Source organism: Bacillus sp. NSP9.1 (assembly GCF_000465465.2).
GTDB lineage: Bacteria > Bacillota > Bacilli > Bacillales > Bacillaceae > Bacillus > Bacillus sonorensis_A.
In genome coordinates, this window is sequence record NZ_CP048273.1 from 3,299,837 (window position 1) to 3,326,485 (window position 26,649).

Below are 26,649 nucleotides of genomic sequence, written 5' to 3' on the forward strand. Positions count from 1 at the left end.
AAAAAATTCTCGTCTCTATGTACCACTTTATACGGTTTTAGCTGCATTTGTAAAGAAAATGGCAAAATGGCCGGGAAAAACCCGGCCATTATAGAAATGTCATTGATTCCGCAAGCGGTTCACATGATCATTCGTTGTGTTTCCGCGGTCTCTTACGTTCTGTGGATCGTCGTTCATTTCACGCAGCCTTGTGAATGTGCCGTTGTCTGCAGCAATTTGAACCGTTCGGTCTCCGGCATACCTTTTAGCGATTTGTCTCATTTGATTTCTGTCGGTATCTGACAGGTTTTTATCAGCCCGCACCGCGATGATGACTGTTTCATCGGTTACGACCGCCTGGCTTTCGTCGATATTATTCATTTGATTAATACGCTTCGTGATGTTTCTCGAGATTTTACGGTTTTGCGGTTTATCATATCCCGTGTTTAGTGTCCCCACTAAATGGTTGTGATAGTTCATGTCTCCCCGGCTGTACGTTCCGTCTCCCGTCGGAACGGGGTTGCCGTTTCGATTTGTCACATTTGTTGTGCCGTTTCTCCCGTTCATGTTTTCAAGCATATCCGTTACAGGCCCGTCATTATCAAAACCGTCATTACGATCTGCGTCATTGGAATAATATCCGATTGGACGGGCATTATTATCGTATCGATTATCCATGGCATTGTTCGTTCCGCAGGCTGAAAGACCGGCTGTCAAAAGCAAAATACCCGAAAACATTTTCAGCTTCTTATCCAATGGTAGAACCCCCCGTGAAAACCGCAGTCTTTGAGCATTACGCTCGCTTTTAGGATGTACGCAAAAAGGAGAGCCTACCCTTGACATTTATAGACAGCTTGACATTCGGGCATTTTTAGAAAATGCATGAAAAAAGGAACGATATATCATCGTCCCGCATGTTTGATCAGTCCTCGTCATCTTCCGGCCTGTTAAACATTTGACCTCCCGCCGGCTGCTGGTATCCTCCCATGCCGTACGGACTTCCCATCTGCTGCATTGGCGGCATTTGGCCATATGGGACACCTCCTGGGAATCCTCCCGGATATTGGCCGGGTCCGCAGCCGCAGTCATCCTTTCCTGTATGCGCCATGTTCGGATCTCCGGCATGACCTAGATTAGGCGGTGCATACCCTGGGAATGGCTGATACGATGGCATGTAGGCCGGTGCGTTCATCGGCTGGTGATGGTATCCGTGATGGCCGGCATTGTCATGGCCCATGTTATCATGACCCATATTGTCATCACCGTCATATTCGGCCGGTGATACATAGCCCGGCTGCTGCTGCGGCATGTAAGGCATTTGTTGAGCAGGATATGGATACCATGGATAGCACAAACCTGTGCCTGGAAGTACAGGTGAAACAGGGATTAAGCACCCCGGATGATACGGATACGGAAATGGTTGGTGATATGCAGGTGCAACATTCGGCATCCCGTGATACTTGTTTTCTTCTGCTCCGCCGACTTGTGACGGCTGCGGGATATTTGGATAGTTGACGTTTTCCATATGACTCTCCTCCTCATTTGTCCATGGCATATTCATGTTGGGCCCTTCCTCGTGATGTCCGTACGGTTTCGGAGGTACAAACGGCTGATGAAGCTGATTGACATTTTGATAAAAGTTGGAAATATCACCCTCAGGCATGCTTGACTGGCCGCCTATATTGGTATTGGGTACAGGCGGAACATAAGGAACCGAAGGCTTTTCTTTCGGTTTCGTATCTTCCACATCAAGCTTGACTTTAGGCTTTTCTTTTGCAAATGGATGTTCCTGCTTTTTCGGAAATTCCTTCCGTATACTGGGCTGCTCCTCTTTTTTAACCGGCACTCCCCCTGACGGCACTTTTATTTTCATGCCGGGCATGATCAGATCTGGATTGCTGAGCTGCGAGTTCAGTTTTTTCAGTTCTTGAAAGTCCACTTCATATCGTTCTGCTATTTTTTCAAGAGTGTCGCCCTTTTGGACAATATGAATTTTCAACGTTTTCCCCTCCTATGCAAAAACGTGAACGAACGCATGAGAATAACAAATATGTTTCCTCACAAATTTATGCAGAGACAGGAGGGGTTATGATAAAAACTTGTTCTTTTTGAAAAAGTTAGCCAATGCTGAGCATTCGGTTCAAAGCGGTGACGGCATCTTCTGCGATGTCTTTTTCAACTTTGATGACTCCCGTCGGTTCACCTTTGTCAATTTGTTCCAACGACCATAATAAATGGGGAAGATCGATTCTGTTCATCGTCAAACACGGACACATGTCCGGATTAAGTGATTCAATCTGTTTGTCGGGATGCTCATTGATGATTCTCTGGACGAGATTCATTTCTGTTCCGATCGCCCACTTGCTTCCAGGTTCCGCTGCATTGATCGTGTCGATAATTTTTTTAGTGGAACCGCTGTAATCGCTGTTCGTCACGACATCATGGGTGCATTCCGGATGTACGATGATATTGATCTCCGGATCGCGTCGTTTGACATGTTGGATATTTCTTACTGTGAATTTCTCGTGAACTGAGCAGTGGCCCTTCCACAAGATGATCTTCACGTCCTGTATATCACCTTCATACATCAGCTTTTCCGCTATCGGGTCCCATACCGCCATCTGTGTGAGCGGAATGCCCAGTTCATATGCTGTGTTTCGCCCGAGATGCTGATCCGGCAGAAATAAAATCCGTTCCTTTTGCGCGAGTGCCCATGTTAACATGCGGGTTGCGTTTGAGGATGTGACCGTTGCCCCGCCGTTTCTTCCCGTAAAGGCTTTAATCTCAGCCGTAGAATTGACATATGTCAGCGGAATGATCGTATCGCCGAACAATTGTGTCAGCTGCTCCCAAGCCCTGTTTGTCTGCTGCATATTCGCCATATCCGCCATCGAACAGCCGGCTCTCATATCAGGCAAAACGACAACTTGCTCATCTAATGTGAGCATATCGGCTGTTTCCGCCATAAAATGTACGCCGCAAAACGCGATATATTCCGCTTTTGTGTTTTGCTGTGCAACTTGAGCAAGCTGAAGCGAATCCCCTGTAGCATCGGCAAAGCGAATCACTTCGTCTTTTTGATAATGGTGGCCTGGAATGAACAGCCTTTCTCCGTATGTCTTTTTGATCCGCAAAATTCTCTGCACCATTTCTTCTTCCGGCAGCTCTTTATAATGATCCGGCATCATGCCCGCATTCAGATCGTTAATCAAGTTTAAAATAGACATCGTTCCCTCTCCAATCCCGTTTATTTTTTCAGATCAACATTCATGCTGAAATCCAGACTTTTCGCCGAGTGCGTCAAATAGCCCAGCGATATATAATGCACCCCTGTTCCCCTGTAAGAAGGGAGATTTTCATATGTGATGCCGCCGGAAGCTTCCGTTATGATTCCGGCAGGCGTCATTTCCGCAAATGCTTTTACCGTTTCCGGCGGACAGTTGTCAAACATAATAATATCCGCTCCGGCTTCGATCGCTTCTTTAAGCTCGTTTTCAGATTCGATCTCCACTTCAACTTTCACCATATGTCCGCAGGCTGCCCGCGCTTTTTCGACCGCTTGAGAAATCGAGCCGCAAGCAGCGATATGGTTGTCTTTAATCATGATGCCGCCGTCCAGTCCAAAGCGGTGATTGGCGCCTCCGCCTGTGTGGACAGCGTATTTTTCAAGCATGCGAAGCCCGGGTGTCGTTTTTCGCGTATCACAAATTCTAATGCCTGGGTCATTCAGCTTAATGACAGATTGATTTGTTAATGTGGCAATGCCCGACATTCGTTGGATGAGGTTGAGCACAACCCGTTCACCGGTCAAAAGCGAAGCGGCCGAACCTTTAAGATGGGCGATCACCTCCCCTTTTTCGACCGGTTCTCCATCTTTTTTCAAAAGATCGATGGCTATCGATTCATTGATGAGATGAAAACCTTCCCTTATCACCATTTCCCCTGCAAACAAGCCGCTTTCTTTCGCTGTTATCAAGGCTTCACATTGCTGATTTTCGTCAAAAACAGCCTGGGAGGTGAGGTCTCCCCAGCCGATGTCCTCTTTAAAAAATTCTCCGAGCATTTGTCTAAGCTTGAACTGCTGCATCCTTCACAATCCCTTCATTTTCTATAATCTCGACATCGCCTTTTACATGAATGATTTGTTTCCCTTTCCAGTTTTTATCATCTGCCGCCGGAAAATCTGAGCGGAAATGCCCTCCCCTGCTTTCTGTCCGCAGCAAGGCAGAAGCTGTCATCAGTTTAGCGGTCTGCCATAGATGGGTCAGGGTAAGCTGAGATTTTGTGATTTCTTTCACATTTACCGTTTGAACAGGCAGCTGCTCAAGCCGATCTTTCACCTTCCGCAGTTCATCTGCCTTACGCACGATGGAGACGTGATCTGTCATCCATTTTTGAATGTCTTTTACATCACATAAAGGTACGGCAAATGTGATGTCTTCAGGTAAAGGTGCTTTTCCGCAGGCAAAGACCGCCTGCTTCCGGCTTTTGATCCGCTCTGCCGCTCTTTGACCAAACACAATACATTCCAGCAGGGAATTGCTTGCCAGCCGGTTGGCCCCGTGAAAACCCGTACAAGCGGCTTCTCCGATGACAAAAAGGTTTGGCACAGACGTTTCTCCCCACCTATCGACAGAGACGCCACCCATTAAAAAATGCATGCCCGGTGAGACCGGAATCCGTCCGTTTTCAATGGGAACCCCCGCCTCCTCACAAATCGAAGTCACCGTTGGAAAACGCCACCGGAAATCCGGAATATGACGGATATCCAAAAATACGCGGCTTCCATCCGCTAATTTTTCATGAATCGTTCTTGAGACAACATCCCTCGGCGCCAAGTCCTTTAAGGGATGAACACCGTCCATCACCTGCCGCCCGCTTTCATCTGTCAAAACGGCTCCTTCCCCGCGCACAGCCTCAGAGACAAGCCCGTGCGCCCGCCCGTTTTTCACAAGCAGTGTGGGGTGAAATTGAACGAACTCCAAATCAGCCAGCTCGGCACCCGCCCGATATGCGAGAGAAAGTCCGTCGCTTGTCACTGAGCGGTTATTCGTATGCACTTGAAAAAGATGCCCGCATCCTCCCGTCGCCAACACCACATAGTCGGCTTTTCTGAGAACGGCCTTTCCGCTGCTGTCTTTTGTCCAGACGCCTCGACAGCGGCCGTCTTCAATCCACAAGTCCGCTGCGGTTTCGTATTCTTTCAGGGTGACATGACCGCCGAGCTGTCCGATTAAATGACGGATCAGCATCCGCCCCGTCGCATCTCCGCCGGCATGCAAAATCCGGTTCACCGAATGTGCGCCTTCTTTTCCGAGACGGAGCCTTCCCTTTTCATCTGTATCAAAAGGGAAATTCTGCTTGATTAGCTCCGCGATAAGCCGCTGTCCGTCTCTAATGGTATCATTGACTGTTTCAATGTGATTGTGGCCGCAGCCGGCGTATAATGTGTCTTCCGCATGTGCAGATCCTGAGTCATACGGTAATGTGGATGAAGCAATCCCCCCCTGTGCGAGTGTTGAATTGCTGTCACTGACCGACTCTTTTGTCACCACCATCACTTTATATGACGGCGGCATCGCCGCAGCAAAAGACAGAGCAGCCGCACCTGCCCCGACAACAATGATCGTCTGATGAGACATGATGACTCCTCCTGTAAATTTACATGTGTCTTGACACCTATATTTACATATCGATACAATAAACTCAAGTATTTTTTAAAGAATGGGAGACTTGAGTTGTGATTTATCTTGATTATGCAGCGACAACACCGATGTCAAAGGATGCTCTGCAAGCGTTCGAAAAACTGAGCACTCATCTTTACGGCAATTCAAGCAGCCTGCACGATGCCGGAGGAAAGGCGGACAGCATATTACGACACTGCCGAAACAGACTGGCGGCATTGATTTCAGGTGAACCTGAAGGTGTTTATTTTACAAGCGGCGGCACCGAATCTAATTTTTTGGCGATCCACTCGATTTTGAACGGACTCCCTGCCGATAAACGGCATTTCCTGATGACAGAAATGGAACATCAATCGATCCATATTTTAAAACGGCATCTTGACATGCTTGGATTTGAGGTGAGCTTGGTGAAGCCAAATGCCGCCGGGATCATCACCATCGACATCCTAAAACAGCATCTGCGGCCGGATACAGGTCTTGTTTCCATCCAGCACGCGAATTCCGAAACAGGCGTCATCCAGCCGCTGGCTGAGCTCTCTTCCTATTTGCATGACCGCGGTGTGCTTTTGCATAGCGACTGTGTTCAGACATTTGGCAAAATCCCTGTTCATGCTGCTCAGCTTGGAATCGATGCATTGTCTGTGTCAAGTCATAAAGTATACGGCCCTAAAGGAACGGGAGCGGTCTATATCCGGCCCGGTGTGAATTGGAAGCCGGTCTATCCCGGTACATTGCATGAGAATGGTTTTCGAAGCGGCACAGTCAATGTTCCCGCCATCGGGGCTTTTATCACGGCTGCTGAAGAAACAGCCGGCAAAATGAATGCTGTTTTTGAGAAGCAACAGATGCTGCGGAGCCATTTTTTGCGGGGAGCAAAAGAACGGAGCCTGCCGCTTTCCCTTGCCGTTCCCGAATCGGCCGACTCAGAGGTGCTTCCGCATATTCTGGGTTGTTTTTTTCATTCCTTTGAAGGACAATATGTTATGTTGGAATGTAATCGGCGCGGAATCTGCATATCAACCGGAAGCGCATGTTCTGCCGGCTATCATGAGCCGTCAAACACGATGAACGCCCTTCAGGTTCCGAGGGAGCTGGCGCTTCAATTCATCCGGATTTCCTTCGGATGTGACACAACCAAGGAACACATTGCGAAACTGTTGAATGTATTGACAGATATGAATCATGAGAAAGGAGACCAACGGATTGACAGACGGATTAAAACTTATGGGAACTGAGCGGCGCAACAAGCTGCTTGCCTGGCTTAAGGCATCGGAGGCTCCGTTAACGGGAAGCGAGCTCGCCAAAAAAGCTTCTGTTTCCCGACAGGTCATCGTACAAGACATTTCGTTGTTAAAAGCGAAGAATGAACCGATTATTGCAACAAGCCAAGGGTATATGTACCTGCGCTCCGCAGCCGGAGAAAAACAGCCGGTGCAGCGGATCATCGCCTGTGATCACCGCCCTGAAAAAACAGAAGAAGAGTTGAACTTGATCGTTGATTTTGGCGTCTCAGTCAAGGATGTCACAATTGAACATCCGGTCTACGGCGATTTGACGGCATCCATCAGGGTGAGCACGAGAAAAGAAGTCTCAGACTTTGTCAAAAAAATATCCTCCACAAATGCCGCTTACTTGTCACAGCTGACAAACGGCATCCATCTCCACACATTGGAGGCGAATGAAGAGGAAAAAATCGATCAGGCTTGCGAGGCCCTCAAAAAAGCGGGTATCCTCATTTCCGAATAAGACAGGAAACAAAACAAGGTCCTTTGCCCGTAGGCAAAGGACCTTGTCTATTCTCATAACTGATATGCATTGTAAGCCCCGAGCATTTTCACTTTGCATCCCAAAGCCTCAAGCTCAGCTATGGCGCCCGGAATCAGGACGTCGTCTAAAGCCATTTCGATATCTATGATAAAGAAATAATTTCCAAGTCCGGTTTTCGTCGGACGGGATTCAATTTTGGAAAGATTCAAATTTCTCCACGCAAAAGCTGATAGTACTTGATGGAGCGCCCCTGATCTGTCTGAAGGCAGGGTCACCATAAGCGTTGTTTTCGGCCTTGGCTTAAGCTCTGGATTGACTTGAATGGAAGCGTGCGGATCGGGATTGAGCATCACAAACCTTGTATGGTTATATTCATAATCATGGATATCCCGTTTCACGATTTCCAATTGATAGGTTTCAGCAGCCATTTCATTGGCGATCACCCCGATGTTTTCCTCCGGATGTTCATTCACATATTTTGCCGCTGCTCCTGTAGATGTTGCATATTCAAACGGAATAGCATCAAACCGGCTGTGCAAAAATTTATGGCATTGTGCAATCGCATGAGAATGGGAATAAACCTTTTGAATATCCTCCCACGTCTCTTTTCTTGAAGGATGCACAAGCAGATGCTGGCGGATCGGCGCGGTGATTTCCCCGACAATGTAAAGAGGCTGTTCATGAATTAAGTAATCGATTGTCAGATTCACCGAACCTTCGATCGCGTTTTCCAGCGGGACAACAGCCAGATCGATGTCACCGTTCATGGCTGCATCCATACAGGCTGGTATTGTGCGGAATGCCTGCTGTTTAGCTCCCGCAAAACAGGAGCAAACAGCAAGGTGTGTAAATGTTGCTTCTGGACCTAAATAACCAACTTTCATACTCATGATAGATAACATTCTCTCCCTTTAAGCGCCCGAACCGAGTATTTCGACCTTTTCCACGAATTCCAGCTTTCTTAATTTGTTCATCAGCAAATCAACATTTTCATCCATTCCCCTCGTGCTGATGGACAATGTGACATTGGCTCTTCCCTGAAGGGGGATGGTCTGGTGAATCGACAGCACATTGCAGCCTGATTCGGCGACAACCTGAAGCAGATGGGACAGTGTCCCCGAACGGTCTTCCAAATGAAAAAAAAGCGTGATGATCTGTTCTTTAACCATTGTATAAAAGGGAAAGACGGCATCTCTGTACTTGTAAAAAGCGCTTCTGCTCAGATCAACCTTTTGAACCGCTTCAGCAACAGATTCGGCCTTCTTCCTTTCAATCAGCTTTTTCACTTCAAGTGTTTTCCTCATTGCCTCCGGCAGCACGTCTTCCCTGACAAGATAAAAGGTCTCCTCTTTCACTGGTCCTTCTCTCCTTTAAAAACCGGTTTCCATAATCAATCGATCGATTTGAAAGGAAAAACGCTTCCTTTCATCTAAAATTCGGAGAGCCTGCCGGGCAAACTCTCCGAGTCGATCAGTCGATAAATTCAAATTCAAACTCAAGCAGGCGGATCGTATCCCCATCCTTGGCGCCGCGCGCCCGTAACGCGTCATCAACTCCCATACCGCGAAGCTGTCTGGCAAAGCGCTTAACAGACTCGTCTCTTGAGAAATCCGTCATTTTGAACAAGCGCTCCAGCTTGGCGCCGCTCAAAACAAAGGTGCCGTCAGGATCACGGGTGATCTCAAACGGTGCTTCTTCCTCTTCAAGCTTATACACGACCTTGTTTTCGGCCAGTTCCTCTTCGTCATAAAGCGGGAACTCCGGCGTTGTTTCCAAACGGTTGGCAATCTCAAACAGCAGATCTCTTAAGCCTTGTCTTGTGACTGCACTGATCGGAAAAACAGGATGGTCGTCAGTCAGCTTTTCTTGAAAAGCCTTCAGGTTGTCTTCCGCTTCCGGCATGTCCATTTTGTTGGCGACGATAATCTGCGGACGTTCGGTCAGCCTTAAATTATACTGCTCAAGCTCCTTATTGATGGTCATGTAGTCCTCGTAAGGATCGCGGCCTTCAAGACCCGACATGTCAATGACATGGACGATGACGCGCGTTCTCTCAACGTGCCTCAAGAATTGGTGGCCGAGGCCCACTCCTTCATGCGCCCCTTCGATCAGTCCCGGAAGATCGGCCATCACAAAGCTCCGTCCGTCCTCTGTTTCTACCATGCCGAGGTTCGGGGCAAGCGTTGTAAAGTGATAGTCGGCGATCTTTGGCTTCGCTGAAGAAACGACGGACAAGAGGGTCGATTTTCCCACGCTAGGGAAACCGACAAGCCCGACATCGGCTAAAACTTTCAACTCCAGTACAATATAGCGCTCTGTGCCTGGTTCGCCGTTTTCAGACAGCTGCGGCGCCGGATTTGCCGGTGTCGCAAAACGGGTGTTGCCTCGTCCGCCGCGCCCGCCTTTTGCGATGACCGCTTCCTGTCCATGCTCGGTTAAATCGGCGAGAACCTGCTTTGTGTCATCATCGATGACAACGGTGCCCGGCGGTACTTTCACCACCATATCATCGGCATTTCTGCCATGCTGATTTTTTGACATGCCGTGCTCTCCGCGGTCCGCTTTAAAATGTCTTTGATACCTGAAATCCATCAGCGTGCTGAGACCTTCGTCGACTTTAAACACGACGTCTCCGCCTTTACCGCCGTCTCCGCCCGCAGGCCCCCCTTTAGGGACATATTTTTCGCGGCGGAAAGCAACCATTCCGTTGCCTCCGTCCCCGCCTTTAACATATACTTTTACCTGATCAACAAACATAACGTCCTCCGTTCTATTCCTAAAAAACCGCGCTTTACCGAATATGAATTTCTGCTATGCAATCCCGGTCCGATATATCAAACCGTTTGATGATATAATCATCGGCATGTGAATCGTGAAACCCTTTGAAATCGGCCAGCCGCGTCAACATACCGTGAAAATCGAGATAGATGACGAGCGGCCCGTCCGTCTGCAATGTGACCGACAGATGATTGTCGCCGCCCTTCATAGCGGAATCGTCAAAAATCCGGAACAGCTTTCTGACGAGAACGACCAGCTTTTCTTCATAGGCAGACAAATCCCTGACTTCACCGATCACCTCATATTCAAGCGTCAGCGAATGAGCCTTCCAGTTAAATGTGAGCAGCTCATAAGCAAAGCGCGGTATTTTAAGATTTGAAAGCTTTGATTCATGCTGAGCTTCTATGACCACTTCCTCGATGATTTCAAAGACGCGGTCATATTTCTTTAATGTTAGATTTCCTTTAATCAATTGCAGTTTATTCATCCAGTCGTGTCTTGAATGGCTGAGCAAGTGAATCAGCTCATGTGTCAAAGCCTTATCATCCGTATTATTTTCATGTTTTTTCGACATTTCTTCCATTTTGGCACTCCCAATCGTTAGTTCTCTCTTTTAGGAGTCTGATTCAGTTTGTACTTTGAATTATAACAGAGAAGACAGTATAAATGAAACACGTTTATATACTTAACGAAGCAGAATCGGCGCGGAATCCCCGGCGCTTTGGCGTCCGCCGGGCGGGTGTTTTCACGATTCAAAAGGGAAATTTTCACACTATGTAAAAAACTCCGGTCAGAACGACCGGAGTTTCGTTTAAAGTTAGGCTACAGGATATACGCTCACTTTTTTGCGGTCACGGCCGAAACGTTCGAATTTAACCGTTCCGTCGACTTTCGCAAATAGAGTGTCATCTCCGCCGCGGCCCACGTTTTCACCTGGGTAAATTTTCGTTCCGCGTTGACGGTAAAGGATTGAACCGCCTGTTACGAATTGACCGTCGGCACGTTTAGCACCAAGGCGCTTCGCCTCAGAGTCACGTCCGTTCTTTGTAGAACCTACTCCTTTTTTAGAAGCGAAAAACTGAAGATCTAGTCTTAGCATGGTAGCTCACCTCCTATTTGTTTTTCGTCGTTACTTTTAAGTAACCTTTGTAATCCCGTTCGATCGTTTCAAGGGAAACGACCATGCCTTCAAGAAGCAGCTGGGCTTTTTTCAAAGCCTCCTGATCCGCGTCATCCGGGAATTTGAAGGATAAAAATCCTCCGTCTCCCCCGAGGTCGACAACCGGTTCAATGCCTGTCAGCTTCATGACCGCATTCACCGCTCCAAAGGCGACAGCCGATGCTCCCGCACAAACGAGATCCTGTCCATGTTCAGCAAAATTCGCATGACCCGACATTTCAAAAGACTGAATGCTTTTGTTCGATCGGGATCTTGTAATCGTTGCTTGAATCATATCTGACACGCCTTAAGCGTTGATTTTTTCAATGACAACTTTAGTGTAAGGCTGACGATGACCTTGTTTTTTATGTTGGTTTTTCTTCGGCTTGTACTTAAATACGGTAATCTTTTTAGCGCGGCCTTGTTTTTCAACTTTGCCTGTCACCGTAGCACCTTCAACCGTCGGGTTGCCAACTTTCACGTTTTCACCGCCGACAAACAATACGTTGTCAAAAGTAACTGTTTCGCCGGCTTCAGCAGCAAGCTTTTCAACGTATACAGTTTGACCTTCTTCAACTTTGATTTGTTTTCCGCCTGTTTGAATAATTGCGTACATCTCTGCACCTCCTAATAAACTAAGACTCGCCAATCACAGGGGGCTTTGAAAAGCGCTTAACACCTGTGCTGAGCGGTTGTAGCACGGGTGCTACATCCATAACATTAAAAACTATATCAAAGAATAGTCCCAATGTCAATGTCTTTTAGGATCGATGCGAGATCGTCAGTAGACAAGCAAGAGCTCTTCCATCGAACATGTCGTCCGTTTATCGGCGAAATAAGCGTGCAGAACTTCGTTTTCATCCAGCTGGCTCAGCTGGTCGCCGTCTTTCTCAATGATGATGGGGTGTTTGCAGCCCCTTTTGAACCTGAGCATGACCTCATAGACATTTTCATCGGCGCGGGCGGTGATCGGCGACAGCCGGCGCACTTCCCGCTCTTTCCCATAGTAGCGTTCAAGCAAAAAACGGATATGTGCATAATGCCGGTTTCGGTATTCCTTATATAAAGACACAGCCAAAAATAAAAGCAGCACCCAGGCGCTCAGCTGAAACGGGGAGATGAGTAAAATGACAGCGAATAAAGTCGCACAGCAAAAACAAGACGCCAACAAGTTCAGCCGCTGTGCTTTTTGATATGGAGCGTATTTGGAAAACAACAAAAACAGCAGTTTTCCCCCGTCAAGCGGCCAGATGGGAAAGAGATTAATCAGGAGGATCGTCATGTTGTAAAATGTAAATATCTCAAACATGTGAGGGCTGATCCACGAAGCATTCGCCAAAAGCCAAGCTGCAAATTGAAGCCAAATATGCTGCAGCGGGCCCGCCGCAATGACGGCGAGCTCTTCTTTTAACGGTCTGTTGCCGTGTTCGTCAACTTCTAAAGTTCCTCCAAAGGGCAGCAAAAAAATGCCTTTCATTCTCCATGAAAAATAAACGGCGGCTGCGGCATGGCCAAGCTCGTGGATGAAAATAATGATCATTAAACATAGCAGTGCTTTAATATGCCCGGTCATCAAGCCGAGCGCCGTCACAAGCCACAAGAGCGGATGAATATGAAGCTTTGTGACGAGCTCTGTCCATTTACTCAAATGTAATCACCTGGATCGGATCGACAAATTCGTCTCCCTTTTTTATCGCAAAGTAATAGACGCCTTTATCATCTTTATTCTGTTCAATCGTTCCGAGCTTCGCTCCTTTGTCAACAAAGTCATATAAGGCGACATCCGCTTTTTTCAGCTGCCCGTAATACGTATAGCTGTTATCCGCGTGCTGCATGACAACGGTCAGGCCGGTATCAGGGTTTTTGTCCACTTCAATAACATAACCCTCTTTCATGCTCCTGATGGCTTCTTCTTCTGTTTCCACCTTAATCCCCTGTCCGGAAAATTTCTCCTGAACCTTTCCCATAGCAGGCGTAGCCAAGTCTTTGTTGACCTCTACTTGTCCGGCCTTTTTGCTGCTTTTTGGCTGAAACAGGGCGAGCGGATGTCCGAATTTCGCTTCATACCAATCTTTTAAAGCCGCAAACTGAAACTCTTCGGTGAACACCTGTCCGATTGCCGGTTTGATCTGTTTTAAAGGTTCGAAATGTCCTTTGTAGGCGATAGCGGATACAAGAACGAGGCATGCCGCCAGAAGGCATTTGATGATTAGCGCATCGGCTTTGACGAGCGGATGTTTACCGTTTATCAAAAGCGAATTTCCTTGTGGGGCAGAGGATTCTCCGTTGGTTTCATCGTCGGCAAAGGCTGGCCAGAGAGGCGGCTGCCTGGTCTCATCTTTTTTATGTTCCGGTCGCCCCAGCGGTTTTCCCGGTGTTTTTTTCTTGCGTTTTCTCGCGATTCTTTTACGAATCTCATCTGCTCTGTGGCTCATCACCCTCATCCTTTACATTCAGGTTGGTTTGTACCATTCATATGCCTTGTCCACGGCAGTTATGACGACAACATTGACATAAAACCATAAGGTGTTATATCATACAAAATGAAACCTTTTGGTTTTATTTTATGAATGGAGGTCGGATCATGAAGGAAAACAATCAAGGCAAAGTGCCTGATATACATAAAAAAGCCGTATTTCAAGCGCCGATACAAAAGGTGTGGGAAGCTGTAGCCACAAGTGAAGGGATTGCAGACTGGTTTATGCCAAACGATTTCCGGCCGGAAGTCGGCCATGAATTTACCCTGCAGTCGCCGTTCGGGCCTTCCCCGTGCAAAGTGATTGAACTTGAAGCGCCGCACCGCCTTTCTTTCACCTGGGATACCTCAGGCTGGGTCGTGTCATTTGAACTGAAAGAGACACCGGATGGCAATACGGAATTTACCTTGATACACTCAGGATGGGGAGATCCGGAAGAAACGGTTGTGAAAGCGGGAGACAAGCAAACGGATGTCCGCAACAGAATGAACGGCGGCTGGGAAAACATCGTCAATCAAAAGCTTCGTCAGGCAGTTGAAAACTAGTGTCGACACCTGCACAAAAACACGATGTATTTCAAGCCGTTTCCGACCCTACCCGCAGAAAGCTGATGAAGCTTCTTGCCGATCAGGAATTGCCGATTACTGATATCAGCAGTCATTTTCCGATCACCAGGACCGCCGTCAGCAAGCATCTGCGGATTTTAGCCGAGGCTCGGCTTGTCAGCGGACGCAAAGTCGGCCGGGAAAAGCTGTACAAGCTGCAGCCCGAGCCGCTTAGCGAATTGCAGGAATGGCTCGCTTATTTCGACCGCTACTGGGACAACAAACTTTCAATGCTGAAATATAAGGTCGAAAACAGCGACAAAAAGATAATCTATGAAAAAAGCAATCTCAGACTGATGAGATTGCTTTTTTGCTAGGCGCGCACACCGAAAAACGATTTAATTTTAGCAAATACGCCTTTACTCTCTTCTTCAAATGACTGTAAAGGCACGGATTCGCCCAACACGCGGCGGGCGATGTTCCGGTATGCGATGGAAGCTTTATTATTCGGGTCCATGACAACGGGCTCTCCATTGTTAGACGCTTTAATGACTTGGTCGTCATCCGCGACAATGCCGATCAGTTCGATCGACAAGTGCTGGATCACTTCGTCGACATCCAATGTATCGCCGTTTTTCATTAAATGGTTGCGGATGCGATTGACAATCAGCCGCGGCGGTTCAATATTTTCTTCTTTTTCAAGAAGACCGATGATCCGATCGGCATCACGAACCGCGGATATTTCCGGCGTAGTCACGACAATCGCCTTGTCCGCGCCTGATACTGCATTTTTATATCCTTGCTCAATCCCCGCCGGACAATCGATGATGATGTAATCAAAGTCCTGTTTCAGCTGTGTGATCAGTTGGATCATCTGTTCAGGCAAAACAGCCGATTTATCGCTAGTCTGCGCCGCCGGCAGCAGGTAAAGCAGATCGTCAAAACGTTTATCCTTGACAAGCGCCTGATGGATCTTGCATCTTTCTTCAACAACATCCACCAGATCGTATATGATTCTATTTTCAAGGCCCATGACGACATCCAGATTGCGCAGGCCGATATCTGTATCAACAAGACAGACCCGCTTCCCTAAAATGGCCAAGGCGGTGCCCAGATTGGCGGATGTCGTCGTTTTTCCTACTCCGCCCTTCCCCGAGGTTATTACGATAGCTTCACCCAATTTTACATTCCTCCCTCAAGCCTTGTTAAACTAGGTCTTAAATGAGCTAATTGTTGAAGGCGGTCAATGACCATATTCTCGTTTTCATCTAAATAAGCACATTCCATGTCGTTCCCTTCTTGGATGTGGTCTGGGGAGCGATTGAGCACATGATTGATACGCAATTGCGTCGGTCTCATGTCCGAAGCCGCAATAACAGCTCGTGTATTTCCATTAAAGCCGGCATGGGCAATCCCTCTTAATGAGCCGAGAATAAAAATATTCCCTCCGGCCTTCACCATTCCTCCCGGGTTCACATCCCCAATGAGAAGCAAATCGCCTTCCGTTTCCAGCACCTGCCCTGAACGGACAATTTTAGCGACGGAAATGATCTCGCTTTCCGCTTTCAAACGGTTTGCTTCTTTCTTGGTCATCACTTCACTTTCAATGGAGTGGATAAACAGGTTTTGTTTCTCAGTGATCACTTCGGTTAGCAGTTCTTCTTGTTCCTTTGTGACATAGCGGTAGCCGAGCTTAATGAGAACACTGATTTTCTGGCCTTTTCCATCCATATAATGTTCGAGTGACAGCATATCCTGAAGACCGTATAGTAATTCTTCAAAAGAGCATGTGTCATCAAGATGAAGCGTCAGTCCATTTTTCGTTCCTTTAATTGTTACGTATTGCTGCTTTTGGGTCTTCACGGTGTTCACCTCAACATCATACTCATTTCGACATCGGCTCATAAAATCCTTTTTTTACTCTTCCCTAAGCTCTTTCTTAAGACTGGTAAAAAACACTTTAAACGGATAAACGAGCAGCATCGCGACAACAGCGTTCAGCCCAAGCGTAGGCAGAAGCCGTCCTAGCACAAATTGATAAAACGGCATGATTTCCGGACGAATCAGCATCTGCACACCGTATTGGTAAAACTCAAGCACTGAGACGGCGAGCACCGAAATAAAGATGACGACAAACGCGTTCGTCTGCAACACTTTAAATGCTTTTGACGATAAATAGCAAATACCGGCAAAACCGAACATATACACACCTAAAAGGTCTGTATAGTTAATATCATATAACAGTCCGAAAATAAATCCATATGTAATGGCAAAAGGCTGATTAACATAAGCCGTCATAAACACTAAAACAAGCAGCAGAAAACGCGGAATCAGCTGCTGATCTTCCGTCACGAAAGGCAGCCTGATAAAATCCGCATACATGCTGTCAGATACCAAAACAAACATCATGATAACGGGAAGAAGGAAACGTTTCACGAACCTTCCTCCTCATCATCCATCTTGTCGACATCAACCGTATCAAGCGTCCGGTCAACGACAATCACATTGTCAAGATTATACAAATCAGCAGCAGGCTCAACATAAGCGATTTTCGTTAAGCCGTAGGAATCGGGTTCAACCTCTGTCACCTTTCCGATCGTCAAACCTTTCGGAAAAACGCCGCCTGCACCGGAGGTTTCCACCAGATCTCCTTTTTTCACTTCCCTTTCCGCATCAGGTTCAATAATTTCCATCGAAAGCGCCTTTTTGTCGGAATCATATCCGTTGATGATTCCGTTTACTGTCTTCTTGCCTTTCTTTGCGGAGATGACGGTGGAAATTCTGTTGTTTCTGTCAGTAGCACTTAACAGCTGAACAGTGGAAGTGAAGTTGTTCACTTTCGTGCTTTTGATTTTCCCGATCAGGTTTCCGGTTTCATCTGTTACCGCCATATCCTTTTCAACACCGTGTTTTGAACCTTTGTTGATTTTGATCAGGTTCCACCACTCATACTTGTCGGGGTTTCTGGCAATAACCGTAGCCAAAATCGGCGTGTAGTCTTTGATAGACTTCAGATGGCCAAGTTCTTCTCTTAAAGACTTATTTTCATTTTCCAGCTCCTGAAGCTTTGCTTCATACTGTGTTTGGCCGTCCAGCTTCTTCCGCAGGCGTTCATTCTCTTTATACGTGTTTTTCAGGTCCTCTACATTTTCAAAGAAGTCCGCGACAAATTGGGCGGGTGTATGAAAAATGTTTTGGAATACACCAGTTGTATCGCCAATGAATTTTTCGGGCCAAGTTGCATTCCGGTCTTTTTTTAACGAAAATCCAATCATTGCCACTAAAATGATGATACAAAGGAGTAAAAGCATCAACCGTTTATTTGTAAAAAACTGCGGCATGATTATACACCTCTTCTGTTTCCTGTGTCCTTAGTTTTTGCCTTTAAATAGATGGATTTGTTCAAGTGCCTTTCCTGTTCCGATCGCTACACAGTCAAGAGGGTCTTCCGCAATTAAAACCGGCATTTTCGTTTCTTCGCTGATGACTTTGTCCAAATGGCGAAGAAGGGCGCCGCCGCCTGTCAGAACAATTCCGCGGTCCATGATATCAGCCGCAAGCTCAGGAGGTGTTTTTTCGAGCGTGTTTTTCACAGCGTCGACGATTGCAGCCACGGTGTCGCGCAATGCCGTCGTGATTTCTTTTTCGGTGATTTCAATCGTTTTCGGCAGTCCCGTCAAAAGGTCGCGGCCGCGGATTTCCATGCTTTCTCCGTTTTCAGATGCTTCAGCAGAACCGATTTCAAGCTTGATGGCTTCCGCTGTACGGTCACCGATCATCAAGTTATATGTTTTTCTGATATAAGTTATGATTGCATCGTCCATTTCATCTCCGGCAACGCGGATAGACTGGGATGTGACAATTCCGCCGAGGGAGATGATCGCAACTTCTGTCGTTCCTCCGCCGATGTCGACGACCATGCTTCCCGTCGGCTCCCAAACTGGAAGGTTCGCACCGATCGCCGCGGCAAACGGCTCCTCAATCGGGTATGCATCCCTCGCTCCGGCCTGGCGCGTGGCGTCAATGACCGCACGCTGCTCGACGGCTGTTATGCCTGAAGGCACACAGACCATGACATACGGCTTTCTTGCAAACAATCCTTTGTTTTTCACAGCTTTTCCAATATAATGTTTCATCATCGTAGCTGTCGTTTCATAATCAGCGATGACGCCGTCCTTCATCGGGCGGAGTGCCACAACATTGCCAGGAGTCCGTCCGATCATGTTTTTCGCGTCGTTTCCGACTGCAACAATTTGCTTTGTGTCTGTTTGAAGCGCAACGACAGAAGGTTCTCTGACGACAATTCCTTTTCCTTTAACAAAAACAAGCGTATTCGCTGTTCCTAAATCTATTCCAAGGTCTCTCGCACCAATTCCAAACATTTGTATGTATCTTCCTTTCTTAAAACAAAATTCCCAAGCAAAAACCCATAAATTCTATTATAGCTTAATTTAATGAAAAAAAAAGTGTTACAAATATCCTTTTTCTTTTAAGCTCACAAATTTTTGATCGCCGATGACAATGTGGTCGAGCAATTCGATTCCAAGCAGCCGGCCGCACTCATTCAGACGCTTTGTTACATCTATGTCTTCGCGGCTTGGAGCCGGATCTCCGGACGGATGGTTGTGGACGCAGATGAAAGAAGCGGCGGAGCGCTTCAACGCCTCTTTAAACACTTCCCTTGGGTGGACAATCGAAGAATTCAGACTCCCGATAAAAACGGTGCGTCTATGAATGACTTGGTTTTTTGTGTTCAGGTAGAGGCAGACGAAGTGTTCCTGCTGAAGGAAGCGCATGTCTTCCATTAAAAAATTGGCGGCGTCTTCCGGAAAGCGGATCACATGCCGCTCTTCATAAACCAATTTGTGTATGCGCCGGCCAAGCTCAAGCGCCGCCAAAATGTGAACGGCTTTTGCACGACCGATCCCGGAAATGCTGGAAAGCTCTTCAACGGACGCTTCTTTTAATAAACGCAGACCGTCAAACGTCTGAAGCAGCCGGTTTGAAAGCTGCAGGACCGATTCTTTTTTTGTCCCCGTCCTGAGCAGGATCGCCAGCAGTTCGTTGTTTGCCAAGCTTTCGGCCCCTATTGAAAGGAGCCGTTCCCGCGGCCTTTCATCCTCCGGAAAATCCCTTAGTTTCAATGACAGTTCGTTTATGATAAACCCTCCCTGTGACTCCCCTTCTCGTTCGGTTCATCAAAAGGAATGAAACCCGAATGTTTTCAGCATTCGCATCGTTTTTGAAATCGGCAGGCCCACAACTGAATAATAGTCACCCTTGATCTCCTTGACAAAGAGCGCGCCTTTTCCCTGAATCCCGTAAGAACTCGCTTTGTCAAACGGTTCCCTTGTTGCGATATAAGCGCTGATCTCCTTTTCTTCAAGGGGCCAAAAAACAACCTCTGTTTCTTCAAAAAATGTTTCACATCTGCTGTTTGACTTGATGCAGACACCTGTCAGCACTGAATGGGTTTGTCCGGAAAGCATGTTAAGCATCCTTTCCGCGTCGTCTGAGTCCTTGGGCTTGCCCAAACAAACACCGTCAAAACACACAATCGTGTCTGCGCCAAGCACAACAGCATCGGGATGCTGTTCGGATACTGTACGCACTTTTTGTTCCGCCAACCATTTGACGTTTTCTGCAGGCGAAAAGTTTCGACTTAATTTTTCTTCTGCATTGCTTACAACAATGTCGTACGGAATTTGAAGAAGATCGAGGAGTTCCTTTCTGCGGGGTGATTGTGAAGCTAAAATCAGCTGTCGTGTCATAGAAGCCATCCTTTCATGGGTTTTTGCATCAGAAAAAAAGATACCTGCCTGTTTTATCCTACCAAAAGAACGCGAGAGCCACAATTTCAGAAAAATAACTTTTTGATGACAAAAAGCGGCAAAAATAAAAAAACCAGCCGCACAGGCTGGTTTTTCACATTGTTTACTTGATTTGGCCCAAGAGCAGCTGCTGGCTTTTCCAGCCGTTCGCTGCCGTCGGATTCTCCAGCAGGTCTGCGGCTTGAAGGATGGCCTCTTTTGTCTTTTCCGCGTCTTCTTTGGGTTGTATACCGTCTATTTTCGCTTTTAGGTCAGCGACATTTTTGGATGTAACCTCAGCACCGAGAATCGCTTTGGCGGACAGCTCAGCCGCTTCTTCAAAAACCGGGGCTAGCCCTGAAGCCAATGAAACCGGAAGCTCCTTGCCGCCCCATGCTTCAAAGTCATGATCGATTAATATTTGGCCCAGTTCAGTTGTCATCTGCTTTTCCCCGGTTATGCCGGCGATGACGTAAAACCCGTCTTCTTTCGACAGGGAAACGGCGGCATAGCCTTTGTCTGTTAATTGGGAAGTCAGCGTTTCCGCCCCTTCTTTAGAAGAAAACTTGCCCGCCTGGACAGCAAAGCTGTTAAACTCTTCTCCCGCAGCTTTTTCTCCTCCGTTCTGCTGACTGTCATCGCCCGCTTTAACCGTCTGGCTGTCTTCCGCATCTGACCCAAGGCTGCCTGATGCCGGCACATCTTCTTTGTTGGCCGCAAGATTCAAGGCGAACACCCCGAGGCCTGTCCCGAGCAAAACGGCAAATATAATCGTGACTGCGAAGCGCTTGACGGGATATGCAAGTGACTTTTTTGTTTTGGGATGGCTTTTTTTGTTTTCGTTTTTCTTTTTATAAGGTGTAACCACTTTCGGATCGTCTTTCAACACGTTTTCTTCTTCATCGGGAGGAACCCATGTAAATTCGTCTTGCCCGGTCTTCCCGTCTTCTTTTGAAGCCGATATTTCCTGTTCCGCCTTGCGTTTTTCCTCCCAATTCGAAAAGGTTAGTTTTTTTTGCTCAAGATTTTTTGAACATTCTTTTTCATTTCCGTAGATTGTCTCTTCTTTGCCGTTGATCATCACTTTAAGGGGATCTGCTTTATGCGGTTGTCCGGTCGAATGTTTTTTGCTTTTCCGTTTTTTCATATCCTTCCCTCGCTTTCTTTCTATGTTTATCATGATCTTTAAGGCGGAACCCCCGCCATTTTCTAGGACGTGTCAGAGAGGGAAGCCAAAAGGAAGGAGGAGGTCTCCTGAAGGCTGTCCCTCTTATTGTCCACACTTTACCACAGCCCGAAAAAAAAAGAACAAGACTTTTGTCGTCTCGTTCAAAAAGGTTTCGTCAATTTTCTCATATGTGCAACAGTTCAATATATGAATCAATCAACGGTTCTCCATAGAAGCAGACAATCACTGTTCCGATTAAAATGGCAGGTGCAAAAGGTATCGGCTCGCTTCCTTTGACCTTTCCGGCGATCATTCCGGCGAAGCCCAGCAATGTTCCTGCCGCTGCGGAGATAAAAAAAACGGGAAAAATCAGCCTTGCGCCAAGGACAAAGCCAATAACGGCGAACAATTTCACATCTCCCCCGCCGATCCCATCCTTCGCGAACAGCTTGACAATAAGCGGCAACAGGAGACCGGCGGCCGCTCCTGGCAAGCCGGAATACCAGGGCTCAAGCGGAACCAGCATTCTGCCAATGACGAAAAAAGGCAGAAAAAAACAAAGGATGGCATCTGGAATCACCATATACGCGATATCTGAAACCAACACGATCAAAAGCAAGGAAAAAAGGGCGAGCATGAGCAGCAGCTCTCCCGGGCTTTTAAAACGGAGCCCCGCCAAGACAAACAGCAATGCAGTCAACAGTTCAACAGCGGGATAAAGAATGGAAACAGGGCTTTTACAGCCCTTGCATTTTCCGCGCAGAAACAGGTATGACAAAACCGGAATAAGCTCAAGGGAGGTCAGTTTGCGGCGGCAGACAGGACATGAGGAGCGGGGGAAGATCAGCGATATTTTGCCGGGGATGCGGCGGCCGGCTGCATTAAAAAAAGAGCCGAGCACTAAGCCTGATAAAAAAAGATAAGCCAAAAACATCAGCATCAGCCTCACAAGTTATTTACCCGGCAAAAAGACCGGGAGCTGTTATTTTAGCAGACAAGGTGAGGTATCGCTTTTCCTAAAACAATAAAATGCGTCCTCAGCCATAGGCTAAAAACGCATTTTATGTTCATTTAATAAAGACCTGACCTCGGAAATAAAATAAAGCGAACCTGTGATGACAACGACCGCTTTTTCATCGGCCGTTTTTTCATGTATAAAATCCAAAACAGAGCCGATTGATTCATCATATGTTTTATGCCCGGCACGGCTTTGTTCAAACAGCTTTTGAGCAGATTCCGCTCTCGGGAAGTCGAAGGACGCAAAATGAATGGATGAAGCAAACGCCTCTATGATGCGGATCATGTCTTGATAAGGCTTGTCCTTTAAGGCGCTGAAGCAAACGTGTATGTTCCGCTCTCCAAAGCGGCCAAGAACCGTTTCACTCAGCCGGCTTACCCCTTCTTTGTTATGTGCCCCGTCTATAAATGTAAGCGGCTTGTCCAGCACTTTTTCAAACCGGCCGGCCCATGCGGCTTTTTTGATTCCGCTATAGAGCGCCTGCCGGCTGATGTTCGCCTGTTGTACAGCTGTCAGCCATTCAGCTGCAAGAATCGCCAAGGCTGCGTTTTGCCGCTGATGGGTGCCGATCAGGCCTGTTTCCACTTGTTCGTAGCGCTTTTGAGGTGTGATCAGCGAAAACAGTTCGCCATCCGGCAATGAACGTTCATCATATCGTTCACAATGCTCATGAAGGGATAGATAAAGAGCTTCCTTTACCATTGCTCTCCGCTTTATGACCTCGGCCGCTTCAGGCTGGTGAACGGCCGTCAAAACAGGAACACCGTGTTTAATGATGCCCGCTTTTTCTCGGGCGATTTCTTCAAGCGTTTCTCCTAAAATCGCCGTATGGTCATGACCGATTGAGGTAATGACTGTCACTAACGGCTCAACGACATTCGTCGAATCCAGGCGGCCCCCTAGACCGGCTTCAAAAATGACAAAATCGGTCTTCCTGTACTTTGCAAAATATAAAAATGCACAGGCAGTAATGATTTCAAATTCGGTCGCCGCCCCCAAATCGGTTTTTTCAAGCTCAAGAACGAGGGGATATACTTCATTAAACAGCGCTGTCCATTCTTCGTCTGAGATCGGGATGCCGTCCACACTGATCCGTTCATTAAAGGTGATGATGTACGGAGAAGTGAATGTGCCCGCCGAATATCCGGCTTCATTTAACACCGAGCGGATGTAAGCGACGGTCGAGCCTTTTCCGTTTGTGCCGGCTACATGAATGGCCTTGAGCTTTTTCTCGGGATGATCGAGCTCATTGAGAAGCCATTCCATCCGTTGCAATCCCGGTTTCACGCCAAATTTGAGCCGTCCGTTAATCCAGCTGAGTGCTTCAGAAAATGTTTTGAACATGCGTATTCCCTCCCTTCAATGATGAAGGTGTTTTCCAGCCGCCCTTGGGGCCCGGAAAACACCTTCTCTTTTTCCTTTTTAGTTTTTCAATTCAGCGATCCGCTTTTCGACAGCTTCCCGTTTCGCCGTATAATCGGCTTCTTTTGCCCGTTCTTCTTCAATGACGTGTTCAGGCGCTTTTTTCATAAAGCCGTCATTGTTTAATTTTTTCTGAACCCGTTCCACTTCTTTGGTCAGTTTATCAAACTCTTTTTGAAGGCGGCTGATTTCTTCGTCAATGTTGATCAGACCCTCGAGCGGCAAAATCAGCTCGGCACCTGAAACGACGGCGGTCATCGCTTTATCAATCGTTTTGATATCCGTTCCGATTTGAAGCAGGCTCGGGTTTGTGAAACGTTCCACGTACGAGCGGTTTTCATCGAGACGGGCGGCGATTTCCGGTGTGCTCGTTTTAATATACAGCTCGATTTGCTTGCTGAGCGGTGTATTCACTTCACTGCGGATGTTCCGAACGGCGCGGATCACTTCGACAAGAAGCTTCATATCCGCTGCAGCTTCAGTGTCGGTATATTCTTTGACGACTTCAGGCCACTTGGCGACTGTGATCGATTCCCCTTCATGAGGAAGATGCTGCCAAATCTCTTCCGTCAGAAACGGCATAAACGGATGCAGGAGGCGCATCGTTTGATCGAGTACATACGCCAATACGGAGCGCGTCGTCTTTTTCGCCGCTTCATCATCGCCATAAAGCGGAAGTTTGGCCATTTCAATGTACCAATCACAGAAATCGTCCCAAATAAAGTTGTACAGGTGGCGGCCGACTTCACCGAACTCATATTTATCGGCGAGATGCGTCACCGTTTCAATCGTTTCATTTAGTCTTGTTAAAATCCACTTGTCGGCAACCGATTTGTCCCCGGTCAAGTCGAGTTCTTCATATGTCATGCCGTCCATGTTCATCAGCGCAAACCTTGACGCATTCCAAATTTTATTCGCAAAGTTCCATGTTGATTCAACTTTTTCAAAGCTGAAGCGCAAATCCTGCCCCGGTGAGCTTCCTGTCGCAAGGAAGTAACGCAGGGAATCCGCTCCGTACTTATCGATCACATCCATCGGATCAACGCCGTTTCCGAGCGATTTGCTCATTTTCCGGCCCTGGTCATCGCGGATAAGCCCGTGGATCAAGACGTCTTTAAACGGCCGTTCCCCGGTGAACTCGACCCCTTGAAAAATCATTCTGGATACCCAGAAGAAAATAATGTCATAGCCAGTTACAAGGACGTTTGTCGGATAGTAGCGTTTGAAATCTTCAGCGTCGATATCAGGCCAGCCCATTGTTGAAAACGGCCACAGCGCCGAACTGAACCAGGTGTCAAGAACATCGTTGTCCTGCTCCCAGTTTTCGGCATCCCCCGGCGCTTTAACACCGACATAGATTTCGCCCGTTTCTTTATGGTACCAGGCCGGAATCCGATGTCCCCACCACAGCTGGCGGGAGATGCACCAGTCACGGATATTTTCCATCCAGTGAAGATACGTTTTTTCAAAACGGTCAGGGACGAAGTTGACTTTTCCTTCGCTTTTTTGCAATTCGATGGCTGCATCGGCAAGCGGCTGCATTTGCACGAACCACTGCGTTGACAAGTACGGCTCAACGACTGCTCCGCTGCGTTCGCTGTGGCCGACCGAATGTGTATGCTCTTCAATTTTGAACAGCACACCCTCTTCCTGAAGATCTTTGACGATCTGTTTGCGGCATTCAAAACGGTCCATACCTTTATACTGAAGGGCGTTGTCATTCATCGTTCCGTCTTCATTCATGACGAGAATCCGCTCGAGGTTGTGGCGGTTTCCAATTTCAAAATCGTTCGGATCATGGGCGGGTGTGATTTTAACAGCCCCTGAACCAAATTCCATATCGACGTAGTCATCTCCGACAATCGGAATTTCTCTCCCGGTGATCGGCAGGATGACCGTTTTGCCGATTAAATGTTTGTACCGTTCATCTTCCGGGTGAACGGCGACCGCCGTGTCTCCGAGCATTGTTTCCGGACGGGTTGTGGCGATCTCGATGGCGCCTGAACCGTCTTTCAGCGGGTAGCGCATATGGTAAAACGCACCCTGAACATCTTTATAAATGACTTCGATATCAGACAGAGCCGTTTTTGTTGCAGGGTCCCAGTTGATGATATATTCTCCGCGGTAAATCAGGCCTTTTTCATAGAGCTTGACAAAGACTTCGCGAACCGCTTTTGACAGCCCTTCATCAAGGGTAAACCGCTCTCTTGAATAGTCGAGGCCAAGGCCGAGTTTTGCCCATTGGCTGCGAATGAAATCGGCGTATTCCTCTTTCCAATTCCATGTTTCTTCAAGAAATTTTTCGCGGCCCAGATCATAGCGCGATATGCCTTCTTCACGGAGCTTCGCTTCAACCTTTGCCTGTGTCGCGATTCCGGCATGATCCATACCCGGCAGCCAGAGCACGTCATATCCTTGCATGCGTTTCATTCTTGTTACAATATCCTGAAGCGTCGAATCCCAGGCATGGCCCAAGTGCAGCTTTCCCGTGACATTCGGCGGCGGGATGACGACGGTGTACGGCTCTTTTTCCGGATCATTTTCGGCTTCAAAAAACTTGCCGTTCACCCAATATTCATATCTGTCTTTTTCAATTGAGGCCGGATCATATTTTGTCGGCATCGTCAGTTCTTGTTTATCCATATTCAAACCTCCAGCAGTATAAACGGCTGATCAATAAAAAAGAGTCCTCTTTATCCTATCAAAAGGACGAAGAGAACTCTCTCGCGGTACCACCTTTTTTCATGAATGCAAATACGCATTCATGCACTTAAATGGGATAACGGGACTTTCCCGAATTTCTCTACTTTTTATGTTCGAGAAATTGCGCTCCTGGGCGACC

At 47.4% G+C, this 26,649-nt stretch carries 29 protein-coding genes and 2 other annotated features (1 of these 31 running past the window's edge); of the genes, 4 read left to right on the forward strand and 25 right to left on the reverse strand.

Going from position 1 to position 26,649, the window contains the following annotated elements; translation table 11 throughout:
• Window positions 1–99: 99 nt before the first annotated feature.
• The 5 genes from M654_RS17245 to nadB form a co-directional block, all read right to left on the reverse strand.
• The gene (locus M654_RS17245) at window positions 100–735 is read right to left on the reverse strand and encodes a YhcN/YlaJ family sporulation lipoprotein (protein WP_026588101.1); all 636 of its coding nucleotides are present in this window, start codon (window positions 733–735) and stop codon (window positions 100–102) included.
• 166 nt (window positions 736–901) lie between these two features.
• Window positions 902–1,978, reverse strand: a complete 1,077-nt coding sequence (safA, locus tag M654_RS17250) for a SafA/ExsA family spore coat assembly protein (protein WP_026588102.1) — start codon at window positions 1,976–1,978, stop codon at window positions 902–904.
• A gap of 118 nt (window positions 1,979–2,096) precedes the next feature.
• A complete protein-coding gene (gene nadA / locus M654_RS17255; RefSeq protein ID WP_026588103.1) occupies window positions 2,097–3,206 on the reverse strand; it encodes a quinolinate synthase NadA in 1,110 nt (369 codons plus the stop codon).
• Between the two features lie 20 nt (window positions 3,207–3,226).
• On the reverse strand, window positions 3,227–4,066 hold the full coding sequence (nadC, locus tag M654_RS17260; RefSeq protein ID WP_026588104.1) for a carboxylating nicotinate-nucleotide diphosphorylase: 840 nt from the start codon (window positions 4,064–4,066) through the stop codon (window positions 3,227–3,229).
• Window positions 4,047–5,621, reverse strand: coding sequence for an L-aspartate oxidase (nadB, locus tag M654_RS17265; protein ID WP_026588105.1), 1,575 nt, complete (start codon window positions 5,619–5,621; stop codon window positions 4,047–4,049). The genes nadC and nadB overlap by 20 nt, the downstream gene beginning before the upstream one ends.
• A gap of 98 nt (window positions 5,622–5,719) precedes the next feature.
• Here nadB and M654_RS17270 point away from each other — a divergent pair, with 98 nt between their 5' ends.
• A complete protein-coding gene (locus M654_RS17270) occupies window positions 5,720–6,898 on the forward strand; it encodes an IscS subfamily cysteine desulfurase (RefSeq protein ID WP_026588106.1) in 1,179 nt (392 codons plus the stop codon).
• The gene (locus tag M654_RS17275; RefSeq protein ID WP_026588107.1) at window positions 6,867–7,409 is read left to right on the forward strand and encodes a transcription repressor NadR; all 543 of its coding nucleotides are present in this window, start codon (window positions 6,867–6,869) and stop codon (window positions 7,407–7,409) included. Before M654_RS17270 ends, M654_RS17275 begins: the two co-directional genes overlap by 32 nt.
• Window positions 7,410–7,462: 53 nt before the next feature.
• Here M654_RS17275 and pheA read toward each other — a convergent pair whose 3' ends face one another.
• From pheA to M654_RS17320, 9 genes are all read right to left on the reverse strand, one after another.
• Window positions 7,463–8,314 carry a prephenate dehydratase gene (gene pheA, locus M654_RS17280; protein WP_026588108.1) on the reverse strand — a complete coding sequence of 284 codons (852 nt, stop codon included), beginning with the start codon at window positions 8,312–8,314 and terminating at the stop codon, window positions 7,463–7,465.
• Between the two features lie 27 nt (window positions 8,315–8,341).
• Window positions 8,342–8,785: an ACT domain-containing protein gene (locus M654_RS17285; protein ID WP_026588109.1), complete on the reverse strand. Its 444-nt coding sequence runs from the start codon at window positions 8,783–8,785 to the stop codon at window positions 8,342–8,344.
• A 115-nt stretch (window positions 8,786–8,900) separates the two neighbouring features.
• Window positions 8,901–10,187 carry a GTPase ObgE gene (gene obgE / locus M654_RS17290; RefSeq protein WP_026588110.1) on the reverse strand — a complete coding sequence of 429 codons (1,287 nt, stop codon included), beginning with the start codon at window positions 10,185–10,187 and terminating at the stop codon, window positions 8,901–8,903.
• A 34-nt stretch (window positions 10,188–10,221) separates the two neighbouring features.
• Window positions 10,222–10,791: a sporulation initiation phosphotransferase B gene (locus M654_RS17295; RefSeq protein WP_026588111.1), complete on the reverse strand. Its 570-nt coding sequence runs from the start codon at window positions 10,789–10,791 to the stop codon at window positions 10,222–10,224.
• Between the two features lie 234 nt (window positions 10,792–11,025).
• A complete protein-coding gene (rpmA, locus tag M654_RS17300; RefSeq protein ID WP_026588112.1) occupies window positions 11,026–11,307 on the reverse strand; it encodes a 50S ribosomal protein L27 in 282 nt (93 codons plus the stop codon).
• 13 nt (window positions 11,308–11,320) lie between these two features.
• Window positions 11,321–11,662 carry a ribosomal-processing cysteine protease Prp gene (locus M654_RS17305; protein WP_026588113.1) on the reverse strand — a complete coding sequence of 114 codons (342 nt, stop codon included), beginning with the start codon at window positions 11,660–11,662 and terminating at the stop codon, window positions 11,321–11,323.
• A 12-nt stretch (window positions 11,663–11,674) separates the two neighbouring features.
• Complete coding sequence (gene rplU / locus M654_RS17310; protein WP_006637846.1) at window positions 11,675–11,983, reverse strand: 50S ribosomal protein L21; 309 nt, start codon at window positions 11,981–11,983, stop codon at window positions 11,675–11,677.
• A gap of 12 nt (window positions 11,984–11,995) precedes the next feature.
• Window positions 11,996–12,071 (reverse strand) — a sequence feature (ribosomal protein L21 leader region).
• Window positions 12,072–12,148: 77 nt separating this feature from the next.
• Complete coding sequence (locus M654_RS17315; RefSeq protein WP_026588114.1) at window positions 12,149–13,015, reverse strand: M50 family metallopeptidase; 867 nt, start codon at window positions 13,013–13,015, stop codon at window positions 12,149–12,151.
• Complete coding sequence (locus M654_RS17320; protein WP_026588115.1) at window positions 13,008–13,802, reverse strand: M23 family metallopeptidase; 795 nt, start codon at window positions 13,800–13,802, stop codon at window positions 13,008–13,010. The genes M654_RS17315 and M654_RS17320 overlap by 8 nt, the downstream gene beginning before the upstream one ends.
• 149 nt (window positions 13,803–13,951) lie before the next feature.
• Between M654_RS17320 and M654_RS17325 the strand changes: the two genes are divergently transcribed.
• The gene (locus M654_RS17325) at window positions 13,952–14,389 is read left to right on the forward strand and encodes an SRPBCC family protein (protein WP_026588116.1); all 438 of its coding nucleotides are present in this window, start codon (window positions 13,952–13,954) and stop codon (window positions 14,387–14,389) included.
• The gene (locus M654_RS17330) at window positions 14,389–14,766 is read left to right on the forward strand and encodes an ArsR/SmtB family transcription factor (protein WP_026588117.1); all 378 of its coding nucleotides are present in this window, start codon (window positions 14,389–14,391) and stop codon (window positions 14,764–14,766) included. The genes M654_RS17325 and M654_RS17330 overlap by 1 nt, the downstream gene beginning before the upstream one ends.
• Here M654_RS17330 and minD read toward each other — a convergent pair.
• From minD to M654_RS17385, 11 genes are all read right to left on the reverse strand, one after another.
• Window positions 14,763–15,569: a septum site-determining protein MinD gene (gene minD, locus M654_RS17335; RefSeq protein WP_026588118.1), complete on the reverse strand. Its 807-nt coding sequence runs from the start codon at window positions 15,567–15,569 to the stop codon at window positions 14,763–14,765. The two genes, M654_RS17330 and minD, sit on opposite strands and share 4 nt — an antisense overlap.
• A 2-nt stretch (window positions 15,570–15,571) precedes the next feature.
• On the reverse strand, window positions 15,572–16,252 hold the full coding sequence (gene minC, locus M654_RS17340; RefSeq protein ID WP_026588119.1) for a septum site-determining protein MinC: 681 nt from the start codon (window positions 16,250–16,252) through the stop codon (window positions 15,572–15,574).
• Between the two features lie 54 nt (window positions 16,253–16,306).
• The gene (gene mreD / locus M654_RS17345) at window positions 16,307–16,825 is read right to left on the reverse strand and encodes a rod shape-determining protein MreD (protein ID WP_026588120.1); all 519 of its coding nucleotides are present in this window, start codon (window positions 16,823–16,825) and stop codon (window positions 16,307–16,309) included.
• Window positions 16,822–17,730 carry a rod shape-determining protein MreC gene (gene mreC, locus M654_RS17350; RefSeq protein WP_026588121.1) on the reverse strand — a complete coding sequence of 303 codons (909 nt, stop codon included), beginning with the start codon at window positions 17,728–17,730 and terminating at the stop codon, window positions 16,822–16,824. Before mreC ends, mreD begins: the two co-directional genes overlap by 4 nt.
• Window positions 17,731–17,760: 30 nt before the next feature.
• Window positions 17,761–18,771 (reverse strand): rod shape-determining protein, encoded by a 1,011-nt coding sequence (locus M654_RS17355; protein ID WP_026588122.1) that lies wholly within the window; start codon window positions 18,769–18,771, stop codon window positions 17,761–17,763.
• Between the two features lie 87 nt (window positions 18,772–18,858).
• The gene (radC, locus tag M654_RS17360) at window positions 18,859–19,533 is read right to left on the reverse strand and encodes a RadC family protein (RefSeq protein ID WP_026588123.1); all 675 of its coding nucleotides are present in this window, start codon (window positions 19,531–19,533) and stop codon (window positions 18,859–18,861) included.
• Between the two features lie 54 nt (window positions 19,534–19,587).
• On the reverse strand, window positions 19,588–20,160 hold the full coding sequence (locus M654_RS17365) for a Maf family protein (RefSeq protein ID WP_026588124.1): 573 nt from the start codon (window positions 20,158–20,160) through the stop codon (window positions 19,588–19,590).
• A gap of 163 nt (window positions 20,161–20,323) precedes the next feature.
• Complete coding sequence (locus M654_RS17370; protein ID WP_026588125.1) at window positions 20,324–21,346, reverse strand: SPOR domain-containing protein; 1,023 nt, start codon at window positions 21,344–21,346, stop codon at window positions 20,324–20,326.
• 205 nt (window positions 21,347–21,551) lie between these two features.
• On the reverse strand, window positions 21,552–22,301 hold the full coding sequence (locus M654_RS17375; protein ID WP_026588126.1) for a prepilin peptidase: 750 nt from the start codon (window positions 22,299–22,301) through the stop codon (window positions 21,552–21,554).
• Between the two features lie 114 nt (window positions 22,302–22,415).
• A complete protein-coding gene (locus M654_RS17380) occupies window positions 22,416–23,729 on the reverse strand; it encodes a bifunctional folylpolyglutamate synthase/dihydrofolate synthase (RefSeq protein ID WP_026588127.1) in 1,314 nt (437 codons plus the stop codon).
• Between the two features lie 78 nt (window positions 23,730–23,807).
• A complete protein-coding gene (locus M654_RS17385) occupies window positions 23,808–26,450 on the reverse strand; it encodes a valine--tRNA ligase (protein ID WP_026588128.1) in 2,643 nt (880 codons plus the stop codon).
• Between the two features lie 59 nt (window positions 26,451–26,509).
• Window positions 26,510–26,649 (reverse strand) — a binding site (T-box leader); it runs 92 nt beyond the window's last position.